14 protein-coding genes are annotated in these 14,734 nt (G+C 72.1%); 7 read left to right on the top strand and 7 right to left on the bottom strand.

Going from position 1 to position 14,734, the window contains the following annotated elements:
- Window positions 1-15: 15 nt before the first annotated feature.
- The 6 genes from H9L41_RS12640 to H9L41_RS25750 form a co-directional block, all read right to left on the bottom strand.
- Window positions 16-606 (bottom strand): chemotaxis protein CheB, encoded by a 591-nt coding sequence (locus H9L41_RS12640; RefSeq protein WP_028446990.1) that lies wholly within the window; start codon window positions 604-606, stop codon window positions 16-18.
- Between the two features lie 268 nt (window positions 607-874).
- A complete protein-coding gene (locus tag H9L41_RS12635) occupies window positions 875-1,699 on the bottom strand; it encodes a CheR family methyltransferase (protein WP_028446991.1) in 825 nt (274 codons plus the stop codon).
- Window positions 1,696-2,175 (bottom strand): response regulator, encoded by a 480-nt coding sequence (locus H9L41_RS25765; RefSeq protein WP_308419508.1) that lies wholly within the window; start codon window positions 2,173-2,175, stop codon window positions 1,696-1,698. Before H9L41_RS25765 ends, H9L41_RS12635 begins: the two co-directional genes overlap by 4 nt.
- Complete coding sequence (locus tag H9L41_RS25760) at window positions 2,172-2,708, bottom strand: response regulator (RefSeq protein WP_308419507.1); 537 nt, start codon at window positions 2,706-2,708, stop codon at window positions 2,172-2,174. Before H9L41_RS25760 ends, H9L41_RS25765 begins: the two co-directional genes overlap by 4 nt.
- Window positions 2,705-4,294: an ATP-binding protein gene (locus tag H9L41_RS25755; protein WP_308419664.1), complete on the bottom strand. Its 1,590-nt coding sequence runs from the start codon at window positions 4,292-4,294 to the stop codon at window positions 2,705-2,707. The genes H9L41_RS25760 and H9L41_RS25755 overlap by 4 nt, the downstream gene beginning before the upstream one ends.
- Window positions 4,201-5,238 carry a CHASE3 domain-containing protein gene (locus H9L41_RS25750; RefSeq protein ID WP_308419506.1) on the bottom strand — a complete coding sequence of 346 codons (1,038 nt, stop codon included), beginning with the start codon at window positions 5,236-5,238 and terminating at the stop codon, window positions 4,201-4,203. The genes H9L41_RS25755 and H9L41_RS25750 overlap by 94 nt, the downstream gene beginning before the upstream one ends.
- Before the next feature lie 500 nt (window positions 5,239-5,738).
- On the opposite strand from H9L41_RS25750, the gene H9L41_RS12625 reads away from it, so the two are divergent.
- Window positions 5,739-5,897 (top strand): DUF3309 family protein, encoded by a 159-nt coding sequence (locus H9L41_RS12625; RefSeq protein ID WP_034607418.1) that lies wholly within the window; start codon window positions 5,739-5,741, stop codon window positions 5,895-5,897.
- 181 nt (window positions 5,898-6,078) lie between these two features.
- Here the strand turns inward: H9L41_RS12625 and H9L41_RS12620 are convergent, their stop codons facing one another.
- Window positions 6,079-8,214 (bottom strand): AsmA family protein, encoded by a 2,136-nt coding sequence (locus tag H9L41_RS12620; protein WP_028446993.1) that lies wholly within the window; start codon window positions 8,212-8,214, stop codon window positions 6,079-6,081.
- Between the two features lie 110 nt (window positions 8,215-8,324).
- On the opposite strand from H9L41_RS12620, the gene H9L41_RS12615 reads away from it, so the two are divergent.
- The 6 genes from H9L41_RS12615 to H9L41_RS12590 all read left to right on the top strand — a co-directional run bounded on the left by H9L41_RS12615 (window position 8,325) and on the right by H9L41_RS12590 (window position 14,717).
- The gene (locus tag H9L41_RS12615) at window positions 8,325-10,427 is read left to right on the top strand and encodes an amidohydrolase family protein (RefSeq protein WP_084300458.1); all 2,103 of its coding nucleotides are present in this window, start codon (window positions 8,325-8,327) and stop codon (window positions 10,425-10,427) included.
- A complete protein-coding gene (locus H9L41_RS12610; RefSeq protein WP_051319185.1) occupies window positions 10,424-11,065 on the top strand; it encodes a phosphatase PAP2 family protein in 642 nt (213 codons plus the stop codon). Before H9L41_RS12615 ends, H9L41_RS12610 begins: the two co-directional genes overlap by 4 nt.
- A gap of 211 nt (window positions 11,066-11,276) precedes the next feature.
- Complete coding sequence (locus H9L41_RS12605; RefSeq protein WP_051319186.1) at window positions 11,277-12,017, top strand: hypothetical protein; 741 nt, start codon at window positions 11,277-11,279, stop codon at window positions 12,015-12,017.
- Window positions 12,005-13,003 carry a Rieske 2Fe-2S domain-containing protein gene (locus H9L41_RS12600; RefSeq protein WP_034607419.1) on the top strand — a complete coding sequence of 333 codons (999 nt, stop codon included), beginning with the start codon at window positions 12,005-12,007 and terminating at the stop codon, window positions 13,001-13,003. Before H9L41_RS12605 ends, H9L41_RS12600 begins: the two co-directional genes overlap by 13 nt.
- A complete protein-coding gene (locus H9L41_RS12595; RefSeq protein ID WP_084300459.1) occupies window positions 13,000-13,836 on the top strand; it encodes an SDR family NAD(P)-dependent oxidoreductase in 837 nt (278 codons plus the stop codon). The genes H9L41_RS12600 and H9L41_RS12595 overlap by 4 nt, the downstream gene beginning before the upstream one ends.
- Window positions 13,833-14,717 carry a ferritin-like domain-containing protein gene (locus tag H9L41_RS12590; RefSeq protein WP_028446994.1) on the top strand — a complete coding sequence of 295 codons (885 nt, stop codon included), beginning with the start codon at window positions 13,833-13,835 and terminating at the stop codon, window positions 14,715-14,717. Before H9L41_RS12595 ends, H9L41_RS12590 begins: the two co-directional genes overlap by 4 nt.
- The last annotated feature ends 17 nt before the right edge of the window (window positions 14,718-14,734 follow it).

Raw genomic sequence — 14,734 nt, 5'->3', positions numbered from 1 at the left:
GGGATTTTCTCCTCTTCATCGCACGGCCGGCCGGCTGGGCCGGGCCAGCGCGGCCAGCGTCTCGGCCAGCCGGCGCAGCGGCATTTCGGCGTCGGCGTAGCGCAGGCCGGCCGCCGGCATGGTGGCCATATAGGCCTCGGCGCGGTCCTGCACCAGGGTCAGGCCGCCGCACTGGCGGATGTGGGCCAGGCCGTCGGCGCCGTCCTCGTTGGCGCCGGTCAGCAGGATGCCGGCCAGGTGGCTGCCGTAGGCCTCGGCGGCCGATTCGAACAGCAGGTCGATGGCCGGCCGCGAGTAGTGCACCGGCGGGTCAAGGCTCAGCGCGAAGCTGCGCTCGGGCTCGATCAGCAGGTGGTAGCCCGGCGGCGCGACATAGCTGGTGGCGGCCTCGAGCGGCATCTTGTCCTCGGCCTCGACCGTGGGGCGGCCGGTGCGCGCCGCGAGCACCTCGGCCAGCGCGCTCGGATGCTCGCGCGGCAGGTGCAGCACGATGGCGATCGGCGGCGCATAGGCGGCCGGCAGCGCGCCGAGCAGCGCCAGCAGCGCGTCGACCCCGCCGGCCGAGGCGCCGATCACTACGGCTTCGATCGTTCCGGTCCACGGCACGGGCGGCCCTTCATGAATTCCGGTCGATCGCGGGGATCGGCCTATGTCGCAGCATCCGGCAAAGCCGGGCGTTTGCGGTCAATTCGTTCTCGAACATCGAGCCTCCTCGATCTATCCCCACTCCCCCCGCCCTCGCCGCGCCGGGGCCCCCGTAGGCGGTCCCCGCAGGCGGTCCCCCGTAGGCGGTCCCCCGTAAAGTCGCAGACTTTGCGGGGTAGGCCAGAGGGAGCCTCGCGGCGCTCGCAAATGAGCTGTGTCGCTCGTCATCTCAATTCTTCCTGAAAATCCGCGCCGGCTTGTCGAATACCTCGAAGCGCGCGGCATGCGCCGAGAACTGCACCGTCTCGCGCTGGCCCAGGCCGAGGAAGCCCTTGTGGCACAGCGAATCGGCGAACAGGCCGATGGCGCGGTCCTGCAACTGGCGGTTGAAATAGATCATCACGTTGCGGCAGGAGATGAAATGGGTCTCGGAGAACACGCTGTCGGTGGCCAGGCTGTGGTCGGCGAAGGTGATGTGCTCGCGCAGCGCCTTGCTGAACAGCGTGGCGCGCTGCGAGGCGGTGTAGTAGTCCGACAGCGCGCGGCGGCCGCCCGACTTGCGGTAGTTGTCGCCGTACAGCGGCATCCGGTCGAGCGGGAACATGCCCTGCTGGGCGCGCTCCAGCGTGTGCGGATTGATGTCGGTAGCGTAGATCACGCTGCGCTCGAGCAGGCCTTCCTCGTCCAGCACGATGGCCAGCGAGTAGACCTCCTCGCCGGTCGAGCAGCCGGCCACCCAGACCTTGAGCGAGGGATAGGTGCGCAGGATCGGCACCACCTGCTCGCGCACGGCGAGGAAGTAGGCGGCGTCGCGGAACATCTCGCTGACCGGCACGGTGAGCAGCTGCAGCAGCCGCGTGAAGGTCTCCGGCTGGTGCAGCACGCGCTCCTGCAGCGCCGACACGGTGGCGCAGCCGAACTGGCCCAGCGCGTGGCGCACCCGGCGCCGCAGCGACGACACCGCGTAGTCGCGGAAGTCGTAGCGGTACTTGAGGTAGATCGCCTCGACCAGCAGGTGCAGCTCGATGTCGAAGTCCGACGGCGCCTCGATCATCGCGGCCGCCTCGGCTTGGACACCCAGACCCGCACCAGCGACAGGAGGCCGTCGAGGTCGACCGGCTTGGCCAGGTAGTCGTTGGCGCCGGCCGCCAAGCAGCGCTCCTGGTCGTCCTTCATCGCCTTGGCGGTGACCGCGATGATCGGCAGGTGACGGAAGCGCTCGTCCTTGCGGATCTCGGCGATCGCGGTGTAGCCGTCCATCACCGGCATCATGATGTCCATCAGCACCACGTCGAGCGTCTCGCCGCGGGCCTGCACGAAGTCGACCGCCTCGCGGCCGTTGCGGGTGATCTCGACCATCGCGCCGTGCGATTCCAGCGCGCTGGTCAGCGCGAACACGTTGCGCACGTCGTCGTCGACCAGCAGCACGCGGATGCCCTCGAGCGCCTTGTCGCGGTTGCGCACCACCCGCAGCATCTTCTGCCGCTCGGGCGGCAGCTCGGTCTCGACCTGGTGCAGGAACAGCGTCACCTCGTCCAGCAGCCGCTCGGGCGAGCGCGCCCCTTGATGATGATCGACTGCGAGTAGCGCCGCAGGATCTCCTCCTCGTCGCGGCCGAGGTTGCGGCCGGTGTAGACGATCACCGGCGGGAAGGCGCGCAGCGGTTCCTCGCCCATCCGTGCGAGCAGCGCGTGGCCCGGCATGTCGGGCAGGCTCAGGTCCATCACCATGCAGTCGAACGGTTGCTGCCTGAGTGCCTCCAGCGCCTGCTCGGCCAGCGCCACGTCGACGATCTCGACGTCCTGGGTGCCGCCGATCAGGAGGCGGATGCTCTCGCGCTGCAGCGGGTCGTCCTCGACCACCAGCACCCGCTTGATCTTCTGCGCCAGCTTGCGCTCGAGCCGGTCGAACATGGCCTGCAGCGCCTGCTGCTCGGCCGGCTTCACCAGGTAGCCGAAGGCGCCCATGTAGAGCGCGGTATCGCTGCGGTCGACGCCGGACACCACGTAGATCGGGATATGCCGCGTCGCCGGGTCTTCCTTGAGCTGTTCGAGCACCGTCATGCCGAGCAGTCGGGCAGCTTCATGTCGAGCAGGATCGCGTCGGGCCGGTACTGGCGCGCCAGCAGCAGGCCGTCGGCGGCGTTGAGCGCCACCAGGCAGTGGAAGTCGTGGCTGTGCGCCAGGTCGACCAGCACCTGGGCGAACGGCGTGTCGTCCTCGATCACCAGCATGGTGCGGCCCTGCGGCGGCAGCGCGTCGCGGTCGTCGGCGAAATGGCGGCCGGCCTCGCGCGGCGGCGGTGGCGGCGCGGGAACGGGAAGCGGCGGGCTGGCGACAGGCGTTTCGGCCTCGGCGACGGTCTCGGTGCGCTGACCGGTTGCCGCGTCCGGCGTGCCGCTCAGCGTCTCGGTGCCGCCGACCGCGGGCCGCGGCGGCATGGCCAGCGGCAGGATCAGCACGAAGTTGCTGCCCTCGCCGGGCCGGCTGCGCAGCTGGATCTGGCCGCCCAGCAGCCGCGCCAGGTCGCGCGAGATCGACAGGCCCAGGCCGGTGCCGCCGTACTGGCGGTTGGTGGCGCCGTCGGCCTGGCGGAACGCTTCGAAGATCGTCTCCTGCTGGTCGGTCGGGATGCCGATGCCCGAATCGAGCACCTCGAACGCCACGCCCGATTCGACCTTCCACACCTGCAGCCGGATGAAGCCGCGCTCGGTGAACTTGATCGCGTTGGACAGCAGGTTCTTCAGGATCTGCCGCAGCCGCAGCCCGTCGGTCTCGATCAGCCGCGGCACCTCGGCGTCGATCTTGGTCTCGAAATGCAGCCGCTTCTGCTCGGCCAGCGAGCGGAACGGCGCGGCGGTGTGGTCGACCACCTCGCGGATCAGGGTCGGCTCGGGGTGGACTTCGAGCATGCCGGCCTCGACCTTCGACAGATCGAGGATGTCGTTGATCAGGTTCAGCAGGTCGCTGCCGGCGGCGGCGATCAGGCTGGCATAGCGCACCTGCTCGGCGTCGAGATTGCCGTTCGGGTTGTCGGCCAGCAGGCGGGCGAAGATCAGCGCGCTGTTCAGCGGGGTGCGCAGCTCGTGCGACATGTTGGCGAGGAACTCGCTCTTGTATTCGCTGAGCCGCTGCAGTTCGCGCGTCTTGCGCTCGAGCTCGGAGCGGGTGGCGTCGAGCGCCTGGTTGCGCGCGTCGAGGTGGTCGCGCTGCTGCAACAGCCGCTGCGCCTGCTCGTCGAGCCGGGCGTTGTTCTGCTCCAGCTCGAACTGCTGGTTCTCCAGCCGCAGCTGCACCTCGCGCATCGCCTGCGACTGTTCCTCGAGCTCCTCGTTGGCGGTCTTCAGCTCTTCCTGCTGGGTCTGCAGCTCCTCGTTGAGCTGCTGGGTCTCCTCCAGCGTCTCGCGCAATCTGTGGCGGTACTGCGCCGCCTTCAGCGCCATGCCGATCGTGCCGGCCGCCTGGGTGAGGAAGGTCTCCTCGCGCGTCGTCGGCCGGTGCAGCAGGCCGAGCTCGAGCACCCCGATCACCGTGCCGTCGGCCAGCAGCGGCACGATCAGCAGGTGGGCCGGCTCGCTGCGGCCCAGGGCCGAGCTGACCGCCAGGTAGCCGGGCGGGACGTCGTCCAGCCGCAGCAGGCGCGCATCGATCGCGGCCTGGCCGGCCAGGCCCTCGCCCAGGCGAATTCGGCGCGCTCGTCGTCGGCATCGGCGTCGAGTGCGTAGGAAGCCTCGCGCCGGAACAGCAGTTCGTCGGCGCAGAAGTACAGCGCGCCGGCCGCCGCGCCGACGTAGCGGGCGACGTGGCCGAGCGAGCGCTCGCACAGTTGCGACACCGGCTGCTGGCCGAGCAGCTGGCCGGCCAGCTCGGCCTGGCCGGTCTTGAGCCAGTCCTGCTGCTGCAGCGCCTCGTTCTGCAGCGCCTGCCGCTCGAGCGCCTCGGCGTAGGCCCCCGACAGCTGCAGCAGCTGGCGCCGGCCGGTGACGATCAGCATGCCGCCCAGCAGCGCCATCAGGATCAGCACCGCGATCACCGCGGCGATGGCGACGTCGCTGGCACGGCTGCTGCGCTCGGCGCGCAGGGTTTCCTCCGTGCGGACGAAGCCCTGGTACTCGTCGCGCAGCGCATCGGCGATCTGCTTGCCGCGCTCGGAGCGCACCAGCGCCTCGGCGCCCTGCCGCTCGGCGGCCAGCACGTCGGCGGCATAGGCGTTCCAGCTGCCGTACAGGTTCTCGATACGCTGCAGGCGGGCGACCTGGACCGGGTTGTCGCTGACCTGCCGGCGCAGCGCGGCGAGCGAGGCGGGGAACCGGGTTTTGGCGTCTTGGTGCGGCTGCAGGAAGCCGTCGCGGCCGGTGATGACGTAGCCGCGCAGGCCGGTCTCGGCTTCGACGAACAGCTTGTTGCTGTAGTAGGCCTGGCCGATCACCTTGCTGCTGTGCTCGACCCAGCCCAGGGTGGTGACCAGGTAGTAGATCAGTGCGACGAAGATCGCTGCCGACAGCGTGCCGGCCGTGATCGGCAGGCTGAAATTGCGGGACAGGATGCGCTGGAAGGTCTGCGCTTCGGTGGCGGTCATGCGGGCTTCGGCCATGGTTGGGCTCTTGGGTTTTCCGGGAGGTGCGGCGTATCGCGGTGCCGCACCGACCGCCGCGGCACGGGGCGACGCAAGCGGCGATGGATTGGACATGAAGGGCTGACCGGTACGGCGCCCGATTGTTGCGTGCGCAGGCCGGACAATTTGCGGGCAGGGTGACCGCGAGGCCGCGCGGCGGGCGTTTCGTCCGCCGCGGCGGTCGCCAGCGGGCTCCTGCCCACCGAGGCGGTCTCTCGTCCGCAGCCGCGGAGGCCTGGCTCTCGCTTTCGCGATCCTTCCGGCTGCATTCGCGAGCCCGGTCGGCTTTCTGTGCCCCGTCCGCTTGCGCGGCCCCCGTCCGCTGCGCGGACCCCCGTCCGCTACGCGGACGGGTAAGAGTTACAGCACCGGGTGCAAATGCGGGGCAGTGCGCCGGGCCCGGGCCGCGGCGCAGCGGGCTCGGCGGGTCGGCACGGCTTTCGCTTTGGATGGTGCACTCATCCAAGCCGGAGAACGACATGACCCTCGGAACCATCCTCCTGATCGTGCTGATCCTGATCCTGATCGGCAGCCTGCCCGCCTGGCCGTACAGCGGAAGCTGGGGCTACGGGCCCAGCGGCGGCGTCGGCCTGGTCGTGCTGATCCTCGTCATCCTGCTGTTGCTCGGCTACATCTAGCTTCGGCCGCCGGCCCGGGCTCCGACCGGAGTCCCGGCTGAGCTGGACGGGGTTTCCGTAGGTCGGAATTCAATTCCGACAGCGATGGGTGACAGGGCGCTGTCGGAATTGAATTCCGACCTACCACCTTGGCCCTCCGATCGGCCTGTCGATGCGGCCGACCGCCGACACTCGGCCACCGTCAGTTGAACAGCTTCTGCAGCCCCTTCTTGATCGCGTCGTCGGTCTTCTGTTTCAGCTGCTCCTTCACTTCCTGCTTCTTCTCCTCGATCTTGGCGCCGGCGTTGTCCTTCAGCGCGGCGGTCAGGTCGAGCGAATAGCCGGGCTGGGCGAACGGCCCCTTGATCCGCACCGGCACGGTGAGGCCGTGCAGGTCGGCGCGGTCCTTGCCGTCCTGGCCCTTGCTGGTGTTCACCAGGCTGGCGCGCACCAGGTAGTCGAGCGTCTCGCGCACCAGGTCCGCCTCGCCCTCGCCGGCGACGCGGATCAGCGGCGACTTGATGGCGAGGTCGTCGTTGTGCGCCACGCCGTCCTTGAGCCGCAGCGTCGCGGTCAGCTCGGTGAAGTCGGTCTTTTCGCCGGCGCTGCTGGCGACCGTCTGCTGGCCGCCCTGGAAGTTGGCCAGCGTCGCCTTGGCGTCGCGCAGCACCTTGCCGATATTGATGCCGCGCAGCGCGCCGTCGCTGAGGCGGGCGCGCAGCGTGCCGTCGGCGCTGGCCTTCATCGCGGCGGTGTCGGGGCCTTGCACGGCCAGCTCGCCGTCGACCGTGCCGCGGCCTTCGAGCCGGTCGAAATGCGCCAGTTGCGCCAGCACCGCGTGGATGTCGACGTTGTTCAGCCGCGGCTTGAGCACGATGCGCGGATTGGCGGTCGCGGTGGCGGTGGCGGTCGCCGCGACGTCGCCGCCGAAGGCCTTCATGCTGGCCACCGGCACATTGATGATGCCGCCGCGCGCCAGCACCGCCAGCCGCACGTCGCGCGCGTCCAGCGGCGCCTTCCTGAGCTGGCCGACGCTGACGCGGCCGTCGAGGTCGAGCGCGCGCAGCGGCGACAGGTCGACCTTGGCCGGCTTGGCGGCGGCCTGGGCCGGCTCGGCGGAGGCGGGCGCGGGCGGGAAGTAGCGGTCCAGGTCGAGCGCGTCGGCCTTCAGGTCGAAGCGGATCGCCGGCAGGGCGAAGCCCTTGACGCTGGCGGTCAGCACCAGCGAGGCGCCGTCGAGCTTGCCCGACAGCGCGGTGTCGACCGTCTGCGCCTCGATGCCGGCCGACAGGTGGCCGTCGAGCGCCACCGGCGCCGCCTTGGCCGGGCCGCCGGTCACCTCGCCCTTGATGGTCAGCCGGCCCAGGTCGACCGCCAGCTTGTCCAGCTCCACCGCCAGCGGGCTGGCGATCTGCAGCTTGGCGGCCTGGCCGGGCTGGCTGAAATCGACGTCGACCGACAGCGTCTTGGCGTCGAGCCGCTGGTTGTCGCCCGACAGGCCGTCGAGCTTGAGCTTGGCGTCGAGCTTGCGGCCGCGGCCGTCGAGCGCGGCGTCGAGCTCGATCGCGTCGGCCTCGGCCGATTCGCCGGCCACCGACACGCGCGGCGCATCGAGCTTGAGCTTGAGCGCATCGGCACCGAGCTTGCCCTCGACCGCGGCGGCCAGGTCGTCGAGCAGGAAGCGGCCGGCTTCGCGGTCCATCTCCAGCTTGTCGAGCGAGACCGCCAGCCTGGCCGCCAGCTGCGGCGCCGACAAGGTGGCCTCGGCCGACAGGTCGAGGTTGCGGGCGCCCTCGGGGTTCAGCCCGTCGGCCGACAGCGCGACCTTGTCGAGCACGATGCGGCGCTTGCCCTGCCGGTCGTCGAAGTCGACGCGCACGTTCTTGACGCGGATCTTCGACACGTCGAAGTCGACCGGCGCGTCGGGCTCCTTCGGCTGCTTGTCCAGCAGGTCGGCGAAATTGAACGCACCCTTGGCGTCGCGCAGCAGGCGCACCTCGGCGCCGTCGAGTTCGACCGCGTCGACCACCACCTTCTTGTGCAGCAGCGGCCAGAACTGCAGCGACACGCGCGCCTGGCCGACGTGGGCGAAGGTGGTGTCCGAAGCGAGTTCGGACAGCGTCACGTCGCTGAGCCTGGCGCCGATGCCGGGGAAGAAGGACAGCGAGATCGGGCCGGCCAGCTTGAGCGTGCGCTGCTTCTTCTCCTTCACCAGCGCCTCGATCTGCGGCTTGAGCGCGTTGGGATCGAAGGTGGCGGCGATGTAGGCGGCCGCGGCGCCGGCCAGCAGCAGTAAGCTGCCGCCGCCGATCAGGGTGTACTTGAGGGCTTTGTTCATCGGTATTCCGTGCTTCCCCGGGAGCGCCGCAGCGGCGCGCGTTGCGGCTGCGCCACGGCGTGCTGGCATAATCGGCCTCGTTTTTACCACAACCGGCCAGGCAACCGACGATGCTCGACCTGCTGATCCGCAACGCGCTGGTCCACGACGGCCGCGGCTCGCCGCCGGCCCGGCTGGCGGTCGGCGTGCGCGACGGCGTGGTGGTCCACCTGGCGGCCGACGGCGAGACGCCGGCGCGACAGGTGATCGACGCAGAAGGCCTGTGGCTGCTGCCGGGCCTGGTCGACATCCACACCCACTACGACCTCGAGGTCGAGGTCGCGCCCGGCCTGGCCGAATCGGTGCGCCACGGCGTGACCACGGTGCTGATGGGCAATTGCAGCCTGTCGGTCGCCTGCGGCGCGCCGGCCGATCTGGCCGACGTGTTCCAGCGCGTCGAGACGCTGCCGGCCGAATTGATCCGGCCCTGGCTCGAACGCGCGGTCGACTGGCGCAGCCCGGCCGACTATCTCGACCACCTCGACCGCCTGCCGCTCGGCCCCAATGTGGCGGTATTGCTGGGCCACAGCGCGCTGCGGCTGGCCGAGATGGGCCTGGCGCGCAGCCTGGCCGGGCCGGCGACGGCCGGCGAGATCGCCCGCATGGCCGCCACGGCCGACGCCGCGCTGGCGGCCGGCTTCTGCGGCCTGTCGGTCGACATGGTGCACTGGCACAAGGTGCACGGCGCCTGGGCCGGCCGCGCGCTGCCCTCGCACCATGCCGACTACGCCGAGTACGCCGCGCTGGCCGAGGTCTGCCGCCGCCGCGACGCGGTGTTCCAGGTCACCCCGAATCCCGGATCGCGCCGCTCGGTCTGGCACATCCTCAAGCTCGGCTGGGGCGGCCCGCGGCGGCCGCCGCTGCGCATGACGCTGCTGTCGGCGCTCGACCTGGACACCGTGCCTTGGCTGTGGCGGCTCTACGCACCGCTGTTGTGGTTCTACAACAAGGTGGCCGGCAACAACCTGCGCATGCAGACCCTGACCGAGCCGTTCACGCTGTGGAGCGACGGTCCGATCACCCCGCTGTTCGAGGAATTCGCCAGCGGCGTCGAACTGAACAACGCGCGCGACGCGGCGCAGCGGCGCGCGCTGTGGGCCGCGCCGGGCTTCCGCGCGCGTTTCGCCGCCGACTGGACGCGGCCCGGCGTGAAGACCTTCCACCGCGACTTCGCCCGCATCCGGGTGGCGGCCGCGCCCGAGCCCGGCTGGGCCGGCCGCAGCATGGCCGAGCTGGCGGCGCAGGCGGGCAGGGCGCCGCTCGACTGGTTCATGGACGCGCTGGCGGTGCACGACACCGCGCTGCGCTGGGTCGCCAGCGGCGCCAACAACCGCGCGCCGGTGCGGCGCCGGCTGATGGCGCAGCGCTACGTGCTGCCCGGTTTCACCGACGCCGGCGCGCACGGCCGCAACCTGGCCTATTTCGACGGCGCGCTGTCGCTGCTGCGGCAGGCGCTGCAGACCGGCTTCATGCCGCCCGAACGCGCCGTCGCCCGCGTCAGCGGCGAGCCGGCCGCCTGGCTCGGCCTCGATGCCGGCGTGCTGGCGCCCGGCCGCCGCGCCGACCTGCTGCTGCTCGACCCGGCTGCGCTGGCAGCGTCGCGCGCCGAGCCGCAATTGATGGCCGATCCGGTGCTCGGCGGCGCCGAGCGGATGGTCAACCGCGACCCGGCTGCGCCGGTGCGGGCGGTCTGGATCGCCGGCCGCCAGGTGGTGGCCGACGGCGAGCCGCTGCCCGTGCTCGGCCAGGCGCGCTGCGGCCGGCTGCTGCGGCCGCGCAGCCCGGTCGAGGGCTATGCCGCGGTGCGGCGGCGCTACCGCGACCGCATCGACGACCTGCAGTACGACCACGGCCTGGCGCGCTACTGGGACATCTTCGTGATGAAGCACCAGCACCCGGCCAATATCCGCCTGCACGTCGCCGCAGTGCTGATCATGTACGGCTCGGCGCTGGCCGCGCTGCTGGCCTGGAACCCGTGGTGGCTGCTCGGCGTGCCGGCCTCCAACCTGCTCGGCCAGTACGGCCATGCGCGCTACGAGCCGAGCCACGTCGACGGCCGCGATGCGCTGTTCTCCTGGCGGGCGATGGCGGCGCTGGCGAAACTCGCCGCGCTGGCGCTGCGCGGGCGCTATGCCGCCGAGCTGGCGCGGGTGCGCGCCGGGGTGCGGCCATGAGGCTGCCAGCGATCACCGCGGCCAATCGCCTGCCGGCGCTGGTGCTGGGCTACCTGCTGTTCTGCGCGCTCTACCTCGGCAGCTACGCGCTGGGCCGCGGCCGCGCCGTCCAGCTCGAAGCCGGCCTGCTCGACCGCTGGCTGCCCGACTGGCCGGCCAGCCTGTGGCTCTACCTGTCGCAGTTCCTGCTGCTGCCGCTGGCCTTCCTGCTCGAATGGCGCAGCGCGCGGCTGACGCGCGCCTACTACGCGATGCTGGCGGCCACGCTGGCCAGCTGCGCGGTCTTCGTCGCCTGGCCGACCACGGTGGGCCAGGCCATGCGCGGCGGCGACGCGCTGACCGCCGCCGGCTGGCAGGCGCTGTACGCGCTCGACGTGGCCGGCAACTGCTTTCCTTCGCTGCACGTGGCGCTGTCGCTGCTGGCGGCCGGCCTGTTGATGGGCCGCGGCGGCCTCTGGTGCGTCGCCGCGCCGGCCTGGGCGGCGGCGATCGCGCTGTCGGTGCTGACCACCCGCCAGCATCGCGCCATCGATGTGGCCGGCGGTGCAGCGGTGGCCTTGCTTGGAGCCTGGATCGCGCGCCGGCTGGTGCCCGTCATGGCTGTGCCGCGCCCGGGCGGCGAACAGGAGGCGCGATGAAGATGGCTGTTCCATGCCCGGTAGGTCGGGCTTTACGCCCGACAGCGCCGCCGATACGGATCGCTGTCGGGCATGAGGCCCGACCTACCCGACTGGTCGACAGACAGTTGCCGATTCGGATCGCTGTCGGGCATGCCCGATGCCGCGGGACTGGCCCTGACGTCCGTCCTGCCAGGCCGGCCGCTGGAGCATGCTCGCGGAACTCCGCGCCATGAGCCTGCACTGCGAGCTGCACGCCGCCGCCGAGCTCGACGCCGGGTTGCGCGCCGCCATGTACGCGGTGTTCGAGCGCCATTACGCCGCCACCACGCCCGAGCGCTTCGCCGCCGACCTGGCCGGCAAGGACCGGGTGCTGCTGCTGCGCGACGCGGCCGGCACGGTGCAGGGCTTCTCCACGCTGCAGTTGCAGCAGCTGGAGCACCAGGGCGTGGCCTGCCGCGTGCTGTATTCGGGCGACACGGTGGTGGCGCGCGCGCACTGGGGCGAGCAGGAGCTGGCGTTCAGCTGGCTGCGGCTGGCCGGCGCGCTGCAGGCCGAGCGGCCCGAGCTGCGCCACTACTGGTTCCTGATCTCCAAGGGCCACCGTACCTATCGCTACCTGCCGGCCTTCGCCCGCCGCTTCCTGCCGCACTGGTCGCAGGGCGCCGACGGCTTCGAGGCCGGCCTGCTGGCACGGCTGGCGGCCGAGCGCTTCGGCGCGGCCTACGACCCGGCCGCCGGCGTGGTGCGCTTCGCCGCCTCGCAGGGCCATCTGCGCGCCGAGCTGGCCGAGGTCGACGACCGCGAGCGCCGGCTCGACGCCGTGCGCTTCTTCCTCGAGCGCAATCCCGGCTATGCGCGCGGCGACGAGCTGTGCTGCCTGTGCGCGCTCGAGCCGGCCAACCTGCGGCCGCTGGCGCGGCGCGTGTTCGAACGCGGCATGGCCGCGGCGGAGGCGCCATGTCCGGCCTGACCGACCTGACCCGGTTCAACCGGCCGCTGCTGGTGCAGGGCTGGTACTGGCTGCTGCCCTCGCACCAGCTGGCGCCCGGCCAGGTGCGCGCGGTCGAGCTGGCCGGCCGGCCGCTGGCGCTGTGGCGTTCGGCCTCGGGCCAGGTGCGCGCCTTCGACGCCCACTGCCCGCACATGGGCGCCCACCTGGCCGAGGGCCGGGTCGAGGGCGAGGGCCTGCGCTGCTTCTTCCACGACTGGCGCTTCGAGGCCGACGGCCGCTGTTCCGATATCCCCTGCCTGGGCCGCGACGGCGGCGCGATCGCGGCCCGGAGCTGGCCGGTGGAAGAGCGCCACGGCCTGATCTGGATCTGGCCCGGCCGCACGCCCGGCCCCTTCCTGCCGCTGCCGCCGGAGCTGGCCGACGGACCGATCCGCAGCCGGCTCGGCAACCGCTTCGTCAAGGGCTGCCACCCCAACGTGGTGATGGTCAACGCCATCGACGAGCACCATTTCCGCACCGTGCACAAGCTGCCTGGCCACATCCTGTCGCTGGCGGTCGAGGAGCAGGACGCCCACACGCTGCGCTTCCGCAACCGCGGCCGCATGCCGGCCGACCACTGGCTGGGCCGGCTGCTCGGCCGCTTCTACCGCGACACGCTCCACTACGAGACCACCTACTGGTACGGCCACTGCGGCGTGGCCAGCTTCGGGCCGGACTTCCTGCACCTGCACGTGCTGTTCGCGCTGCGCCGCACGCCCGAGGGCAGGACCGAGGGCTGGTCGGTGGCGCTGACGCGGCGCCACGCCGGCCCGCTGGGCTGGCTGCGCGACCGCGCGGTGCTGGCGCTGACCCGGCTCGGCGCGCGCTACTTCGCCCATGGCGACACCCGGGTGTTCCAGACCATCCGCTTCGATTTCCGCAATCCCACCGTGGCCGACCGCTCGGTGATCGCCTTCATCCGCCACTACGAGCGCCAGCCGCTCGCCGACTGGGACGCCGCATGACTTCCACCTCTCCGCGACTCGTGCTGATCACCGGCGCCAGCGGCGGCATCGGCCTCGCCGCCGCGCAGGCCTTCGCCGCGGCCGGCTGGCAGGTGCTGGCGGCCAGCCGTTCGCCCGAGCGCATCGCCGCCGGCGAGCGCATCCGCCCGGTCCGGCTCGACCCGGCCGACGCGGCCGGCCGCGCCGCGGTGGCAGGGCTGATCTCGGCGGAATACGGCGGCCGGCTCGACGCGCTGGTCAACAACGCCGGCTACGGCCAGAGCGGGCCGGTCGAGCTGCTCGGCGAGGCCGAATGGCGCGCCCAGCTCGACGCCAACGTGATCGCCCCGGCGCTCTTGACCGCCGCGCTGCTGCCGGCGCTGCGCGCGGCCGGCGGCGCGGTGCTCAACGTCTCGTCCATCCTCGGCCGCAGCGGCTATGCCTGGCAGGGCGCCTATTGCGCCTCCAAGTTCGCCATGGAGGGCTGGAGCGAGGCGCTGATGCTGGAAACGCAAGGGCAGGGCGTGCGTATACACCTGGTCGAACCGGGCTCGACCCGCAGCGGCTTCGGCCGCCACATGCATTTCGTCGACGAGCTGCCGCCGCTGTATCGCGCCAGCGGCGAACGCTTCGCCGCACTGCGCGCGCGATTGGCGGAACGCGCCCAGCCGGCCGAACGGGTGGCGGCCGCCCTCGTCCGCGCCGCCGGCCGGCCCGGCGCGCCGCTGCGCATCGCCGTGGGCCGCGACGCGCAGGCCGCCAGCTGGCTGCTGGCGCTGCTGCCGGGCCGCGTCTACGCCGCGCTCAACCGGCTGCTGGCGCGCAAGCTGCTCGGCCTCGGGAGCGCGCCATGAGCACGCTGGCGCAGGTCTGCCGCAAGCTGGCCGTGCGCCGGCCCGGCACGCCGCTGGGCGAGGACGCGGCGCCGGTCGACCTGGCGCAGGCCTGGCCGGCGGCCTTCTTCCGGCTCGATCGCAGCGCCTGGTGGCCGGGCGCCGATGCCGCCGGCCGCGCCGCGCTGCTGTCGCGCTGCGCCGCCGGCCTGCTGGTCGAGGCGCTCGGCATCGAGCGCACGGCGATGGACTACTGCGCCGGCCGGGTGCTGGCCAGCGCCGATCCGCTGGAGAAGCAGGTCTATGCCTTCACCGCCGCCGACGAGGCGCGCCACTATCACTGGCTCGCCACGCTGGCCGGCGATGCGCTGTGCGCGGCGCCGCCGGACGCCTTCACCCGCTTCCTGCAGCGGCTGGTGGCCGAGGGCAGCCCGCACGCGCAGTCCTACCTCTTGCAGGTGATCCTCGAAGGCTGGGGCATCCACCACTACCAGCGCCTGGCCGCCCACGCGACCGATGCGCGCCTCGCCGCGGCGATGGCCGGCATCGCCCAGGACGAGGCGCTGCACTACGCGGCCGGGGTGGCGCATTTCGACGCCGGCCGGCTCGATGCCGCCGACCGCGCCTTGGTCCGCGCCGCCTTGGCGGAGCTGTGCACCATGCTGGCCTGCGGCCCGCTGGCGGTGCTGGGGGCGCTGGAGACGGCGGCCGGCGGCTTCGGCGCGGCGGAACGGATCGAGGCCTTCGAAGCGCTGTTCGACCGCGAGGCGACGCAAGCCAAGCTCGACCAGCTGGCGCGCTACGTCGCGCACGGCGGGATGGAGGGCGAGGCGGCAGCGCTGGCCGCCGGGGGCCTGCTGCGGCCCTTGCCGGCCGAGTCCTGCCTGGCGCTGTACGGCTGAGTCGGCCGGGGCCGACT

The organism is Chitinimonas koreensis (assembly GCF_014353015.1).
Lineage (GTDB): Bacteria > Pseudomonadota > Gammaproteobacteria > Burkholderiales > Chitinimonadaceae > Chitinimonas > Chitinimonas koreensis.
Note: the sequence above shows the minus strand (reverse complement) of the source record. Positions and strands in the feature narration are given on the sequence as shown.

Coding starts and splice junctions, on each gene's coding strand:
- H9L41_RS12590 (WP_028446994.1), top strand. CDS start 13,833: ATGAGCACGCTGGCGCAGGTCTGCCGCAAGCTGGCCGTGCGCCGGCCC.
- H9L41_RS12620 (WP_028446993.1), bottom strand. CDS start 8,214: ATGAACAAAGCCCTCAAGTACACCCTGATCGGCGGCGGCAGCTTACTG.
- H9L41_RS25760 (WP_308419507.1), bottom strand. CDS start 2,708: ATGACGGTGCTCGAACAGCTCAAGGAAGACCCGGCGACGCGGCATATC.
- H9L41_RS25750 (WP_308419506.1), bottom strand. CDS start 5,238: ATGGCCGAAGCCCGCATGACCGCCACCGAAGCGCAGACCTTCCAGCGC.
- H9L41_RS12615 (WP_084300458.1), top strand. CDS start 8,325: ATGCTCGACCTGCTGATCCGCAACGCGCTGGTCCACGACGGCCGCGGC.
- H9L41_RS12625 (WP_034607418.1), top strand. CDS start 5,739: ATGACCCTCGGAACCATCCTCCTGATCGTGCTGATCCTGATCCTGATC.
- H9L41_RS12595 (WP_084300459.1), top strand. CDS start 13,000: ATGACTTCCACCTCTCCGCGACTCGTGCTGATCACCGGCGCCAGCGGC.
- H9L41_RS12610 (WP_051319185.1), top strand. CDS start 10,424: ATGAGGCTGCCAGCGATCACCGCGGCCAATCGCCTGCCGGCGCTGGTG.
- H9L41_RS12635 (WP_028446991.1), bottom strand. CDS start 1,699: ATGATCGAGGCGCCGTCGGACTTCGACATCGAGCTGCACCTGCTGGTC.
- H9L41_RS12600 (WP_034607419.1), top strand. CDS start 12,005: ATGTCCGGCCTGACCGACCTGACCCGGTTCAACCGGCCGCTGCTGGTG.
- H9L41_RS12605 (WP_051319186.1), top strand. CDS start 11,277: ATGAGCCTGCACTGCGAGCTGCACGCCGCCGCCGAGCTCGACGCCGGG.